Annotated in this window: 15 protein-coding genes; 9 read left to right on the top strand and 6 right to left on the bottom strand. The window is 64.8% G+C overall.

Annotation, left to right across the window (positions count from 1 at the left end):
- Positions 1-83 precede the first annotated feature (83 nt).
- The 3 genes from CK222_RS07680 (at position 84) to CK222_RS07670 (ending at position 3,760) form a co-directional block, all read left to right on the top strand.
- Positions 84-2,681, top strand: a complete 2,598-nt coding sequence (locus tag CK222_RS07680) for a TIGR02302 family protein (RefSeq protein ID WP_095799902.1) — start codon at positions 84-86, stop codon at positions 2,679-2,681.
- Between the two features lie 23 nt (positions 2,682-2,704).
- Positions 2,705-3,070 carry a glyoxalase superfamily protein gene (locus tag CK222_RS07675; RefSeq protein WP_095779352.1) on the top strand — a complete coding sequence of 122 codons (366 nt, stop codon included), beginning with the start codon at positions 2,705-2,707 and terminating at the stop codon, positions 3,068-3,070.
- 87 nt (positions 3,071-3,157) lie between these two features.
- Positions 3,158-3,760: a 2-hydroxychromene-2-carboxylate isomerase gene (locus CK222_RS07670; RefSeq protein WP_245430709.1), complete on the top strand. Its 603-nt coding sequence runs from the start codon at positions 3,158-3,160 to the stop codon at positions 3,758-3,760.
- A gap of 17 nt (positions 3,761-3,777) precedes the next feature.
- On the opposite strand, the gene CK222_RS07665 is transcribed toward CK222_RS07670, so the two are convergent.
- Positions 3,778-4,662: a LysR substrate-binding domain-containing protein gene (locus CK222_RS07665; RefSeq protein ID WP_095782779.1), complete on the bottom strand. Its 885-nt coding sequence runs from the start codon at positions 4,660-4,662 to the stop codon at positions 3,778-3,780.
- Positions 4,663-4,851: 189 nt separating this feature from the next.
- Between CK222_RS07665 and CK222_RS07660 the strand changes: the two genes are divergently transcribed.
- Entirely contained in the window at positions 4,852-5,802 is a 951-nt protein-coding gene (locus CK222_RS07660; protein WP_066990236.1) for a DMT family transporter, read from the top strand.
- Positions 5,803-5,806: 4 nt separating this feature from the next.
- Here CK222_RS07660 and CK222_RS07655 read toward each other — a convergent pair whose 3' ends face one another.
- The 3 genes from CK222_RS07655 to CK222_RS07645 all read right to left on the bottom strand — a co-directional run bounded on the left by CK222_RS07655 (position 5,807) and on the right by CK222_RS07645 (position 7,617).
- Positions 5,807-6,178 carry a response regulator gene (locus CK222_RS07655; protein ID WP_095799901.1) on the bottom strand — a complete coding sequence of 124 codons (372 nt, stop codon included), beginning with the start codon at positions 6,176-6,178 and terminating at the stop codon, positions 5,807-5,809.
- A gap of 76 nt (positions 6,179-6,254) precedes the next feature.
- Positions 6,255-6,797, bottom strand: coding sequence for a hypoxanthine phosphoribosyltransferase (hpt, locus tag CK222_RS07650; protein ID WP_067319657.1), 543 nt, complete (start codon positions 6,795-6,797; stop codon positions 6,255-6,257).
- Positions 6,798-6,975: 178 nt separating this feature from the next.
- Positions 6,976-7,617 carry a hypothetical protein gene (locus CK222_RS07645; protein ID WP_095799900.1) on the bottom strand — a complete coding sequence of 214 codons (642 nt, stop codon included), beginning with the start codon at positions 7,615-7,617 and terminating at the stop codon, positions 6,976-6,978.
- 181 nt (positions 7,618-7,798) lie between these two features.
- On the opposite strand from CK222_RS07645, the gene ftsE reads away from it, so the two are divergent.
- The 3 genes from ftsE to CK222_RS07630 all read left to right on the top strand — a co-directional run bounded on the left by ftsE (position 7,799) and on the right by CK222_RS07630 (position 10,353).
- Positions 7,799-8,458, top strand: a complete 660-nt coding sequence (ftsE, locus tag CK222_RS07640; RefSeq protein ID WP_066990245.1) for a cell division ATP-binding protein FtsE — start codon at positions 7,799-7,801, stop codon at positions 8,456-8,458.
- Entirely contained in the window at positions 8,451-9,440 is a 990-nt protein-coding gene (locus CK222_RS07635; RefSeq protein ID WP_095799899.1) for an ABC transporter permease, read from the top strand. Before ftsE ends, CK222_RS07635 begins: the two co-directional genes overlap by 8 nt.
- Before the next feature lie 184 nt (positions 9,441-9,624).
- On the top strand, positions 9,625-10,353 hold the full coding sequence (locus CK222_RS07630; RefSeq protein WP_066990251.1) for a YdcF family protein: 729 nt from the start codon (positions 9,625-9,627) through the stop codon (positions 10,351-10,353).
- Here CK222_RS07630 and CK222_RS07625 read toward each other — a convergent pair.
- On the bottom strand, positions 10,350-10,970 hold the full coding sequence (locus CK222_RS07625) for a pyridoxamine 5'-phosphate oxidase family protein (RefSeq protein WP_095799898.1): 621 nt from the start codon (positions 10,968-10,970) through the stop codon (positions 10,350-10,352). The two genes, CK222_RS07630 and CK222_RS07625, sit on opposite strands and share 4 nt — an antisense overlap.
- 102 nt (positions 10,971-11,072) lie before the next feature.
- Between CK222_RS07625 and CK222_RS07620 the strand changes: the two genes are divergently transcribed.
- On the top strand, positions 11,073-11,975 hold the full coding sequence (locus CK222_RS07620) for a LysR family transcriptional regulator (RefSeq protein ID WP_095799897.1): 903 nt from the start codon (positions 11,073-11,075) through the stop codon (positions 11,973-11,975).
- A gap of 81 nt (positions 11,976-12,056) precedes the next feature.
- Positions 12,057-12,851 (top strand): 1-acyl-sn-glycerol-3-phosphate acyltransferase, encoded by a 795-nt coding sequence (locus CK222_RS07615; protein ID WP_095779346.1) that lies wholly within the window; start codon positions 12,057-12,059, stop codon positions 12,849-12,851.
- 7 nt (positions 12,852-12,858) lie between these two features.
- Here CK222_RS07615 and CK222_RS07610 read toward each other — a convergent pair whose 3' ends face one another.
- Entirely contained in the window at positions 12,859-13,479 is a 621-nt protein-coding gene (locus tag CK222_RS07610) for a LysE family translocator (RefSeq protein ID WP_095799896.1), read from the bottom strand.
- Positions 13,480-13,498 lie beyond the last annotated feature (19 nt).

The raw sequence follows: 13,498 nt of genomic DNA, 5'->3' as shown, positions 1-13,498 counted from the left end.
TGGAACCCGCCTCGCCTTCGCCGTGTTTGGTGTTATCCTCTGCTCATGAGGTCCGGGCGATCCTGCCCGGGCAGGAAGGGCCGATGACGGAACGACCCATTTCCAGCGGCGAACGCGGTCTGGCCGGGCGCCTTGCCTTGACCCGGCGGGCGACGCGGGCCTCGATGATCTTCGAGCGCGGCTGGCCGTTGCTGTTGCCGCTGGCGGTGGTCGCCGGCCTGTTCCTCAGTGTCTCGTGGCTGGGCTTGTTCCAGCGCCTGCCGGATCTGGCGCGGATCGGCCTCCTGATCCTCTTCTCCATCTCGGCGCTCGCCGCGCTCTTTGCGCTGCGCTTCTTCCGCATTCCTTCCGCCGCCGAGGTCGACCGACGCATCGAGGCAGCGAACGAGCTGCTGCACAGCCCCGTGCAGGTGCAGACCGACCGGCCGAGCGGCGCGGACAGCCTCTTCTCGCAGGCGCTGTGGCGCGAGCACCAGAAGCGCATGGCCGAGCGGCTCTCCGACCTGGGCGCCGACAGGCCGCGCACAAGCGTGCCGGATTACGACCGCTGGGGCCTGCGGGCTGTGGTGGGGCTGCTGTTCGTCACCGCTTTTGCCTTCTCGTTCGGACCTTTCGGCGGCAGGATCAGCGACGGCTTCGTCGCCAGCGCCGCGCGAGATAGCGTGCCGCCGCGCATCGATGCCTGGGTGACGCCGCCTTCCTATACCGGCAAGCCGCCGCTGTTCTTGACCGCCGACGTCAACCAGGCCGCTCAGGTCTTCAGCGTCCCTGAGGGCAGCGACGTCTCGCTGCGCGTCACTGGCGGAACCGGCGAAGAAACGCTGAGCTATGCCGACGCGAACGGCAATGATCGCGCCATCGAGCCGGTTGCGCCGAAGGGCGCCACGCCAGCCGCGGCACAGCCGGGGTCCCCAGCCGGGCTCAAAGTGCGCCAGTTCTCCGGCAAGCTGAACAACAACGGCACGCTGCGGCTCAAGACCGGCGAGGACGATCTCGGCCACTGGGCCTTCGCCATCATCCCGGACAAACCGCCGACGATCCGTTTCGTCGGCGAGCCCAAGCGTGCCGTCAATGGCGCCATCGAGCTCAACTACCAGATCGACGACGACTACGGCGCGGCCTCCGCCAAGGCCGTCTTGGAGCTGTCTGAGCCGCCGCCGGCCAATGCGCATCCGCTCTATGGCCCGCCCGACATGCCGCTGACGCTGCCGCGCCGCGGCGGCAAGGCGAACGCCGCTAAGACGACCAAGGATCTGACCGAGCATGTCTGGGCCGGCAGCACCATCAAGCTGACGCTCACCGCCACCGACGATGCCGGCCATACCGCCACCAGTGAGACCAAGACGCTGGTAATGCCGGAGCGGCCCTTCTCCAATCCCCTGGCCCGCGCGGTGATCGAGCAGCGCCGCCTGCTGGCGCTCGACGCCAACGCCAAGCCGCGCGTGCTCGACCTGATGGACGCGATCGCCCTGCGCCCGGAGGATACTTTCGACAACATGTCGCATTACCTCGCGATCATGAGCGCCAGGAGCCGGCTGAAGCTTGCCGAGAACGACGACCAGCTGCGCAACGAGGTGGCTTATCTGTGGGAGATCGCGCTCGGCATCGAGGAAGGCAATCTGTCGGCCGCCGAGCGTCGGCTGCGCCAGGCGCAGCAGGCGCTACAGGACGCCATCAAAAACGGCGCCAGCGACGAAGAGCTCGAAAAGGCGATGAAGGAACTTCGCGAGGCGATGAACCAGTTCCTGCAGGAATTCGCCCAGCGCGCCCAGCAGAACCCGAACGCGCCGCAGATGCAGCAGAACGGTCGGGAACTGCGCCAGAGCGACATCAACCGGATGATGGACGAGATCGAGAATCTCGCCAAATCCGGCGACCGAGACCGGGCCCAGCAGTTGTTGTCGGAACTGCAGGACATGATGAACAACCTGCAGGCCGGCCGCCAGCAGCAGGCCGGCGAGCAGGACAGCGAGATGCGCCAGCAGATGGACAAGCTGGGCGAGATCATGCGGCGCCAGCAGGAGATGATGAACGATACCTTCCGCCTCGATCAGATGCAGCGCGGCGATCGCCAGCGCGGTGCAAATCGCGACGAGCAGCTGGGCGAGGATGGCGAGCAGTCGCAGGACGGGCAGAAGCCCGGTGATGACCGCGACCCGCTCGGCCGGCCGAAGCAAATGACGCCGCAGGAATTCGCGGATGCGCTGAAGCAGCTGCAGGAAGGTCAGGGCCAGCTGCAGAGCGAGCTCGACAAGCTGAAGAAGGGCCTCGAAGGCATGGGCATGCAGCCCAATGAGGGCTTCGGCGAGGCCGGCAAATCCATGGGCGATGCCGAGCAGGCGCTGGGCGAAGGCGAGGGCGACGAGGCGGTCGGCCACCAGGGCCGTGCGCTGGAGGCGCTGCGCCGCGGCGCCAAGGAGATGATGAAGCAGATGCAGGCCATGCAGGGCGACCAGGGCGGCAGCGAACAGGGCGGACGTCAGCAGGACGCTGACCGCGACCCGCTTGGCCGGCCGCGCGCCACGAAGGGCCCCGACGACGGCAACTCCGTCAAGGTGCCCGACGAGATCGACGTGCAGCGCGCCCGCCAGATCCTCGAAGCGATCCGCAAGCGCCTCGGCAACGCGCTCAGCCCGGACATCGAGCGCAGCTACCTCGAACGCCTGCTCGAACTGAAATAGCGCCCACACCGGTCACCGCCGACATGCCGAAGCTTGGAACCGTCACCCCGATTCTGCGCATGTTCGATATCGTCAAGGCGCGAGAGTTCTATCTCGACTTCCTCGGTTTCGAGGTCCGCTTCGAGCATCGCTTCGACGACGACGCGCCGCTCTATATGGGCATCGCCCGCGACGGCTGCGAGCTGCATCTGAGCGAGCATCATGGCGACGGCTCGCCCGGTGCCCATGTCCGCATCGAAACGGACGGCATCGCTGAGCTGCATCGCGAGTTCAAGGCCAAGAACTACCGCTTCAACAGGCCGGGCCTTGAGACGACGCCTTGGCAGACGAAGGAGGTCACGGTGATCGATCCATTCGGGAATCGCCTGACCTTTTTCGAAGGAGAGTGAGCCAGCGGGCAGCCGCAGGTCGCTCTCGGCACACGCATTGCAGGGCTCGCTGCCTGCCGGTATCGTCATCGTCAAGGGAGAATGGCGATGATCGACTTCTGGTTCTCCATCGGCAGCACCTACACCTATCTTTCGGTGATGCGTCTCGCCGAGGTTGCGGCTGAGACCGGCATCGAGTTCCGCTGGCGACCCTTCAATGTGCGCGCCATCATGATCGAGATGGACAACATTCCCTTTGCCAAGAAGCCGGCGAAGGCCGCTTATATGTGGCGCGACATCGAGCGCCGAGCGGCGATGTACAGGATGGTGCCGAAACTGCCGGCCCCCTACCCGCTGGCCGAGCTCGAACGCGCCAATCGCGTGGCTCTCATCGCGGCGCGCGAGGGCTGGTGCGAAGCCTATGCCCGGGAAAGCTACCGGCGCTGGTTCGAAATGGGTGAGCCGGCGGGTAGCGAGCCAAACATTTCGGCGAGCATCGAGAAGGCCGGACAGAAAGCGGAGCCGGTTCTTCGGCGGGCCGACAGCGATGACGCCAAGGCCGAGCTCGCGGCCGCGACGGAGCAGGCCAAGGCGCTCGGCATCTTCGGGTCGCCGAGCTTCGTCGTCGACGGCGAGCTGTTCTGGGGCGACGATCGCCTTGAGGATGCCATGCGCTGGCTCAAGCAGATGGAGAGCGGACCGCCGGATTGAGCGGACCGTTTCGTAAGTCAAAGACTGACTGTTGCCTGTGCCTGCCTGGTCAGCATGAAAGCCTCGCGGATCGCGTTTTCCATCCCGTCGATCGCTTCGCCCGTCGCCAGCGGGTTGCGGTGAAGCACCACATTCGAGGAATCGATGTCGCCGAAGCCGTCGGCGGCGGTCAGTTCGCGGCAATCGGGCGGGATGTTGCTGCGCGAGATCGGTGCGATCGCCAGGCCAGAAGTGACCGCCAGCGTCAGGCCGCCATTGGTGTCGCTGGTGTAGGCGACGCGGTAGTCGAGGCCGCGCTGCTGCAGCGACTTGATCGCGAAGTCCCGGCACCAGCCATTGCGGCTGTAAAGCGCGATCGGCACCGGCCGTTCCTCATGCATGTGATGCAGCGTTGACGTCACCCATACCGTGGGATCGTGCATCAGCACATCGCCGCCGGAAAAACCTTCCCACTCGAACACCACCGCAAGGTCGAGTTCGCCGGCCGCAAGCGCCCTCACCTGCGAGTCGGAATGCGCGTAACGTACCGTGACCTCCACGCGCGGGTGGCGTTTGGCGAATTCTCCAAGTGCCCGCGACAAGATTGACCGCCCGTATTCGGCAGGAATGCCGATGCGCACCAGCCCGCCGAGCGGCGGCGCCACCAGCGATGCCGCCGTCTCGTCGAGCAGCGAGACGATGCGGCGGGCGTTGGCGATGAGCTCGCCGCCGCGGCGTGTCAGCGCCACTCCGCGAGAGCCGCGCTCGAACAGGCTGTCGCCCACCATGTCCTCCAGCTTCTTCATCTGCATGGACACCGCCGACTGGGTGCGTCCGGCCTTTTCCGCCGCCTTGGTGAAATTGCCGGTCTCGGCGACCGCCACGAAGGTGCGCAGGAGGTCGCTGTCGAGGGTGGGCTTCATCGATGTCGCCATAAGAAATTTTGATTGCTGGTATCATTCCAATTCGTTTGCAACATGTCAAACGCCGCAGGATAGTTGCTCTACCCATTGGATATGCGGCCGTGAGATTCGGCCGCGGACCAATTCGAAGAGTCCTCACTCGTGCCCGCTGCCCGAAACGGTGGCGGGCTCTTTTTCACTGGAACGAACATGCAGAACCGGATGGTGCTTGGCATTTTGAGCCTCTGCCTCGGCGTTCTCGTCTTTTCGTTGCAGGACCCGCTGGTGAAGGCGGTATCGGGCAGCTATCCGGTGACGGAAGTGATGGCGATCCGCGCCCTGGTGGCGCTGCCGATCCTGGTCGTTATCGTCCAGGCCGATGTCGGCCTGACAGCCTTGCTGTCGAAACGAGCGGGCATGCTGACGCTGCGCGGCTTCATCCAATTCAGCTCCTACACCGTCTACTATCTGGCGATTGCCGCCCTCTCGCTGGCCGACGCGATAGCGCTCTATTTCATGGCGCCGCTCTTTATCATGTTGCTGGCCGGGCCTTATCTCGGCGAGCACGTCTCCGGGCGGACGCTGACGACGGTGCTGATCGGCCTCGTGGGCGTGGTCGTGATGTTGCGTCCGGGCGCCGGATTGTTCGACTGGGCGGCACTGCTGTCGCTCGGCTCGGCATTCCTCTACGGGTTCTCGCAGCTGATGGCGCGCCGGATCGGCGAGACCGAATCCTCGACGGTGATGGCCTTCTACCAGAACGGCGCCTATCTCACCGGCGCTGTGGCGGTCGCCGCGGTGTTTCATCTTGCCGGCATCACCCATGCGGGCCACCCGAGCCTCGACTTCCTGGTGCGGCCCTGGGTCTGGCCGGCGCTGCCGGACTTCCTGAAGATGGCGGCCTGCGGCTTCGTTGCCTCCGCCGGCATGATCTTGCTGTCGCAGGCCTACCGGATGGCGCCCGCCAACCGGGTCGCAACCTTCGAATACACGGGCATCCTCTGGTCGCCGCTGTGGGGCTTCCTGTTCTTCGCCGAGGTCCCGCGGTCAACGACGGTGCTGGGCGCGGCGCTGATCATCGGCGCCGGTCTGGTTGCACTGAACGGTGAGCGCCGACGCGGCGCAGCACCTGCAATCGCAGCGACCGGCGATGCCGTCTAAACGATCAAGCGAAGCAGCTTAATGCCCGTCCGACGCGGGCGCGTATTTCGGCAAGCGTGAACGGCTTCTGCACGACGTCGAGGATGATGCCGTTCAATTCCTCGGCGCGCTCGCGCTGGTCGGCATAGCCGGTCATCAGCATGATCTTCATGGCCGGAAACTGTTTTGCCGCCGCGGTCGCCATCTCGATGCCGTCCATCTCCGGCATGCGGATATCGGATACCACGAGATCGTAGCTGCCGCGCTGCTGGCGGATCAGGGTGAGCCCCTTCGCGCCATCGGCGGCGATGGTGACACTGTGCCCATCACGCTCCAGCGCGCGGGCAGCGAGGGTGCGGACGGATTCATCGTCCTCGACGATCAAAAGCTTTGCCATGCCGAGATAGATGCCGCCGAAACGTTGACGTTTTCTGAAAATTTGAAACGTCTATGCGGCCTCTTTCGGCGCGACCTTACTTGTCGCCTTTCACGACCCCGACAAACGGCAATTCCCGGAAAGCATGCGCGACGTCCATGCCGTAGCCGACGACGAAATAATCGGGGCAGTCGAAGCCGACATAATCGGCGTTGAGCGTGGTCTGGCGGCGCATGCGCTTGTCGAGCAGCACCGCGATGGCGCAGCTCCTGGCGCCGCGCGACAGCATCAGGTCGCGGGTGAAGGAAAGCGTCTTGCCGGATTCGAGGATGTCGTCGATCAAAAGAACGTCGCGGCCGGCGACCTCGTTGTCGATGTCGCGCAGCACCTTGACCTCGCCGCTTGTGGTGCCGGCGCCGTAGCTGGAGATGAAGATGAATTCGACCTCGGGCGACAGGCCGACGTCGTGCATGGCGCGGATAAGATCGGCGGCAAAGACGAACGAGCCTTTCAGGATCGATATCACAAGCAGGTCGTGATAGTCGCGCCCGGCGATTTCCTTGGCGAGCTCGAGATTGCGCCGGGCGATCGCCGACGCCGAAAACAGGACCTCGATGTCCTTGCCGCGTACAACTGGCATAGCTTTTTCCTTCAGAATCGCCTGCAACGCCGGAAGGGCTAGGTTCATCAATATTCAGGTCAGGCCGAACCCAAAATAGCGGGTTCCGAGAACCGGTGCAGAGCGTACTCAAGCACGTGAGCACCTAAGCGCAGGAAACCACTAATTGCAGGCCGGCATCACCTGAATATCGATGCACCTACCCGGCGAAGGTGACCGATACGGCCTTCACGCCGTTTCTAGGGACATCGAGCCGGCTGGAAAAGCCGAATCTTTCGCCGGGCGCCAGCGAGCGGTTGGATGTCCCCAACCTGTAGCGGATGACATTGCTGGCATTGTCGGTGACGCGGATCTCGAGCGGCGGCAGCGACTCCGCCCTTACGCCGTCATTGGCGGCCTCGCCGTCGATGAACAGGATGGGCTTCAGCCCCGAGGCATCGATTCGCGACGTCACACCGGAAATGCTGAGCGCGCTTGCCGGCTGCGCAGCCGCCCAGAAGGGGCTGTGACGCACCAGGGCATGTCCGCCCGACACCCAGAAAGCCACGAGGGCGGCGCCCACTCCGGCGGCCCAGAAGATCGGACCGCCCCGAGAGGCCGGCCGCGCCGGCGCAGCCGCCGGTTTGCGCAGCATGCCCATGCCCGCGATGGATGGCGTCGAGGGCGCTTGCGGCGGCAACGGCGCCGCAAGCGGTTCCGAACGGGCGGCGAATCGCGGCAGCACCACATAGTCGGCATCGACGACATCGGTGTCGAGAATGACGCGCTCCGGCGCGGCCTTTGTCGCCGTGCCGGTCATGATTTCGCCGGAAACAGAGCGCGCGGTTCTATCCTCAGCCATTACGGCCCCAGTGCAATCTTCGTTGCTTTTGGGTAAACGCAAATGGTTAACGCTTCCCCACCGGAACTGCTGTGAAACGTCGAAAGCGCGCAGAAATTAACCAACGATTAACCATGCCGGCCGATGGTCTTGGCAGAGAACAGGCTGGCGGGATGCCGCCTAAGGTTTCAGGTCGCCGAACGTGATCCGCTTCGAAAATGTCGGCCTCCGCTATGGCATGGGTCCGGAGATTCTCCGCGACATTTCCCTGCACATTCCGGAGCGCTCCTTTCAGTTCCTGAGCGGCCCCTCGGGCGCCGGCAAGACCACCTTGCTGCGCCTGCTTTTCATGTCGCTGAAGCCGACGCGCGGCCTGATCACCATTTTCGGCAAGGATCGTTCGCGCATCTCGCGCGGCGAGTTGCCGCTGCTCAGGCGCCGCATCGGCGTGGTGTTCCAGGATTTCCGCCTGCTTGACCACATGACCACTTACGAGAACGTGGCGCTGCCGTTGCGCGTGCGCGGGCGCGAGGAGGCGAGCTATCGCACCGACGTCACCGAACTCCTGAAATGGGTTGGCCTCGGGGAGCGCATGCATGTGCTGCCGCCGGTGCTGTCGGGCGGCGAGAAGCAGCGTGCTGCGATCGCGCGCGCGCTGATCGAGCAGCCGGAGATCCTGCTTGCCGACGAGCCGACCGGCAACGTCGATCCGCCGCTCGCGCGCCGGCTGCTGAGGCTCTTCATCGAGCTCAACCGGCTCGGCACCGCCGTGGTGATCGCAACCCACGACCTCGGCCTGATGGAGCAGGTCGATGCCCGGCGCATGATTCTGGCCGGCGGAAGGCTGGACGTCTATGACTGAACTTCCGGCCGATCACCTGCACGAGGAAGCCGTCGAGACGCCGGCTGTCGTTCGCCGTGTACAGCGCAAGATGGCGCCGATCGTGCCGGCGCACAACATCGCCGGCCGGGCCCTGGTGCTGGTCATCGCCATCATGACCTTCCTGTCCTGCCTAACCTTCGGCGCCGTGACGCTGGTGCGCGACACCGCCTCGGTGTGGGAGAACCAGATCTCGCGCGAGGCGACGATCCAGATCAAGCCCGTCGAGGGCCTCGACATGGAAGCAGCCCTCGCGCAGGCCTCTGAAATCGCCAGCGAGTTCCGGGGTGTGAAGGGTACGAGGATCGTCGACCGCGATGCGACGGCGCGCCTTTTGGAGCCGTGGCTGGGCACCGGCCTCAACATCGATGAACTGCCGGTGCCGCGCCTCATCGTCGTCACCATCGACGAGGCCAATCCGCCCGACTTCGCGGCCATGCGCGCCGCGATCACGCCCAAGCTGCCGAGCGCCGCGCTCGACGACCATCGCACCTGGGTCGACCGGCTGGTCGCCATGGCGCATACGACAGTGACGATCGGCTTTGCCGTTTTGGCGCTGATATTATCGGCGACGGTGCTGACGGTGGTGTTCGCCACGCGCGGCGCCATGGCCGGCAACGGCCACATCATCGAGGTCCTGCATTTTGTCGGCGCCGAGGCCCGCTTCATCGCGCGCGAATTCCGTTGGCATTTCCTGGTCACCGGCATGAAAGGCGCCGCCGCCGGAGGTGCCGCCGCTATCATGGTCTTCATCGTCTTTTCCTGGTGGTCGTCGCGCAACATGGCGACGCCTGAGGCCGACCAGGCGACCGCGCTGTTCGGCAATTTCGCGATCGGCTCCACCGGCTATCTCGGCGTCGCCCTGATGGTGCTGGTGATCGGCGCGCTGACCGCTGCGACCTCGCATGCCACGGTCGTCGCCTATCTCAGCGAGATCGATATCCGGCAGCCGGAGGCGGTCTGATCATGACGCGTAGCCAAGGGTGGCGCGAATGCAAGAGGTGGCAAGTTGGGTTTCCAATGCGATCCGGACTCCACAAGTGCATGATCACGCAAGGGAAACTGCCGTAACGCAATGTGCGCCGTGCTATCTATGAAAGGCGACGTTTCAGAGTTAACCATTGGATGTTTTCAGGATTAACCTGGGGATGATGGACGCGCGGGACTCGATCGGAACGGCTGGACGGATGCCAGCGGCGCTTACGCGCGGTGCTGCGTCTGCAAGAACCGGTCGTCTCAGATTTGCGCTTCGTCTCTGCGGTTTCTTCGTGCTCGCCCTGCTGGCGCTTTTCGCCGGCGGCTTCGGCTGGTTTGCCGACAAGGTCAGCAACATGACGACGCCGGTCAATCCGGCCAGGGCCGACGCAATCATCGTGCTCACCGGTGGTCAGTCGAGGCTCGACGCCGCCATGGATCTGCTGGCATCAGGCAAGGGCGAGCGGCTCTTGATCAGCGGTGTTCACCCCACGGCGAGCCGCCGCCAATTGCAAGCGGCGATGGGCGGCGACAAGCAGCTGTTCTCCTGCTGCGTCGACATCGACCGCGCCGCGCTCGACACGATCGGCAATGCCGAGGAGAGCGCCAAATGGGTGGAAAGCCACGCCTATGGCAGCATCATCGTCGTCACCAACAACTACCACATGCCGCGCAGCCTGCTCGAGATGGGCCGGCTGCTGCATGGCGCGCGGCTTGAGCCCTATCCGGTGGTCAACAACAAGCTCGGCAATGGCAGCTGGCTGACCAAGCCGGAAGCACTGCGCGTGCTGCTCACCGAATACAGCAAATATGTGTTGGCGCTGGCGCGCGGCATCGTCCCGCTTCGGCCGACCACCGAGGGCGTCACGCTCGCCGAAGCCTCTACGGTGAGCAAGAACTAAGCTTCGCCAGACGCGCTGTTGCGCAGGCGTGCGATCTCCTGCTCCAGACCGGCAATGCGTCTATCCCGCTCGGCAAGCGCGGCGGCCACATCCGCCGCCTCGAAGCGCTGCGGAATATGCTGCGGGCAATTTGCATCCCAGGCCGTGACGCTGAACAGGATCGCCTGCTCCGGCCGCGCCTTGTAGTTGGCCGGCATCAGCCTCGCCGTCAGCTCCGCATCGTCCTCGACGACGCGCGCTGTGCCCCAGATCTTGATGCGCTGCCGAAGCATGTAGTCGATCAGGAACAGGAAGGCCTGGGCATTGTCCGCAAGATTGCCCTGGGTGATGAACTGCCGGTTCCCCGAGAAATCGGCAAAGCCGATCGTTTGCTCGTCCAGCACCTTCAGGAAGCCGGCTGGCCCGCCGCGATGCTGAACATAGGGTTGACCTCCGCCATTGGCTGTCGCCAGGAACACACTGGTCTGCGCCTCGACGAAGGCGGCGAGGTCGGGCCTGATCGTCGCCCGCCAGCCGCCGCGCTCCTCGACCCGCGCATAAGATGCGCGCGAGCCCTTGCGGGACTGGATGGCCTTGACCGTAGGGGTAAAGGCGACGTCGCTGGTGAAGGCGTCCATGGCGGCTGTCCTCTGCCAAAGTGGAACGACATGTAGCCCCTTCCGAAATCCGGAGGTAGAAGGCATAGTTGCAATCCATCCTTCCACATTTCGGAAGAATAAATGGACCGCCTCGACGCCATGTCCTTGTTCGTAGCCACGGTGGAGGCCGGCAGCCTTTCCGCCGTCGCGCGACACGCCGGCGTACCGCTCGCCACCGTCAGCCGCAAGCTCTCCGAACTGGAGAGGCACCTCAAGACGCGTCTGCTCAACCGGTCGACGCGGCGCCTCACCTTGACGGACGCTGGTCGTTCCTATCTCGCCGCCTGCCGCCGTATCCTCGATGAGGTGGGCGAAGCCGAACGAGCCGCCGCTGGCGAATATTTGAGCCCGACCGGCGAGCTGGTGATCACTGCGCCGGTCGTCTTCGGCCGCCTGCATGTGCTGCCGGTCGTCACAGATTTTCTGGCCGCCTATCCCGACGTCGACATCCGCCTGACGCTGTCCGATCGGATCACGCAACTGATCGAGGAGCATATCGATCTTGCCGTGCGCATCGGCGAGCTGCCGGATTCCGCCATGGTCGCAGCGCCCGTCGGCCAGATCCGCCGCATCGTCTGCGCCAGCCCGGCATATCTTGCGAAGCATGGCACGCCGTTCGAACCGCGCGACCTTTCAGGCCACAACTGCATCACCTTCGAAGGGCTTGCCTCTCCCGCGACGTGGAGCTTCGGCACCGGCAAGAGCGAAACCGTGGTTCCGGTCCGCTCGCGGCTGCAGCTCAACACCGCCGAGGCAGCAATCGATGCGGCGATCGCCGGCCTCGGCCTGACGAGGGTGCTCTCCTATCAGGCGGACGCCGCGGTGCGCGCCGGCGCGCTTCATGTCGTGCTCGAGCCGTTCGAGCCGCCGCCATGGCCGGTCAATCTCCTGCATGCCGGTCAGGGCCTGCTGCCGGTGAAGCTGCGCGCCTTCCTCGATTTCGCGGCGCCCCGCCTGAAGGAGCGGCTGGCGCGCTCGCTGTGATGCGCCCCACCGTCGCGCCGTTTCCTTTTTGCCCGCGCTTGGTGTAACCAACGCTCACTTCCACACCGGGCCCTTTCCCGCATGCTCATTATCCGCTCGCTGGCGTTCAACCTAGCCTTCTATCTCAGCCTGGTCGTTCAGATGATCTTCTGGACGCCCTTCTATTTCCTGTCGCCCCGCCACCGCGCCTGGTTCGTGCCGAAATTCTGGTCGCGCACCTCGATGTGGCTTTACGACAAGATCGCCGGCACCAGGAGCGAAATCACGGGCGCCGAGAACCTGCCTGAGGGGTCCTTCATCCTGGCGCCGAAGCATCAGTCGTTCTGGGACGCGATCGCCTTTTTTCCTTATCTCGACGACGCCTTGTATATCCTGAAGCGGGAACTGACCTGGATCCCCTTCTTCGGCTGGTACATCATGAAGATGCGCATGATCCCGGTCGACCGCGGCAGCCGCTCCAAGGCGCTGAAAGCGGTCGTTGCCGCGACAAGGCAGGAGATGGCGCGCAACCCGCGTCAGCTTATCATCTACCCGGAAGGCACTCGTCGCCCACCGGGCGCCGAGCCGTCCTACAAATACGGCATCGTCGAGCTCTATACCCAGCTGGGCGTTCCCGTGGTGCCGGTCGCCCATGTCGCCGGCCTCTACTGGCCGCGCCGCAAGTTCATGCGTTATCCGGGCACCATAAAGGCCCGTTTCCTGCCGCCGATTCCTCCGGGGCTCGACAAGGAGGAGTTCATGCAGCGGCTGATCGGCGAGACCGAGACCGCCTGCGACGAGCTGCTGGTCGAGGCCTCGCGCGCGCCGAATCCGCCGCCGATGCCGCCGACGGCGGTGAAGCGGCTGGCGGAGCTCGGTGCTGCGGCGAAGGCCTGAGCTCCCCTTACGGCAGCCCCGCCAGTGCAGTCGTCAGCACCAGCGTCGCCGCGAAGACAAGATTGATGATCCGCGACGCCAATGGATCGCGCAGCAGCCTCGCGAAAATCGTCCCAGCGAGAAGCCAGAGCACATGAATGGCAACGATCATTGCTGCGAGCACCAAAAGTTTGGCCGAAATCCCGAGCCCGTCGACCGTCGATGAAGCTCCCGCGAAGACCGCGCCGATCGCCACATAGGCTTTCGGGTTGGCGACGGCGAGCATGAAGCCGCCGGAGAAGGTGGGACGCGCCGCCGCATTGCCGCCTTGGGCAAGCGGCGGCGCTGTCGCAATCCTGAAGGCAAGGTAGAGGATATAGAGGGCCGAAGCGACCGTCAGCAACGGTGCCAGCCCCGGCACCGAGGCGAGCATGCCGAATATCCCGGCGGCCACAACCAGGAGCACGGCCGTCGTTCCAAGCACGATGCCGGACGTATAACCCAGCGAAGGCCGCAGCCCGAAAGCGGCGCCGACGGCGGTGACGCTGATCGTCGCCGGACCTGGGCTACCCATGACAACGGTCGCCGCCATGACCAGCGCCAGCACCTGCTGCCAGGGCTGCGCTTCGGACAAAACGTCTCCGACCATGCCGAACCTCAATTCCTGC

The sequence above is a fragment of the Mesorhizobium sp. WSM3866 genome (genome assembly GCF_002294795.1).
In the GTDB taxonomy this organism is placed as follows: Bacteria; Pseudomonadota; Alphaproteobacteria; order Rhizobiales; family Rhizobiaceae; genus Mesorhizobium.
This window is presented reverse-complemented; position numbering and strand designations above follow the sequence as displayed.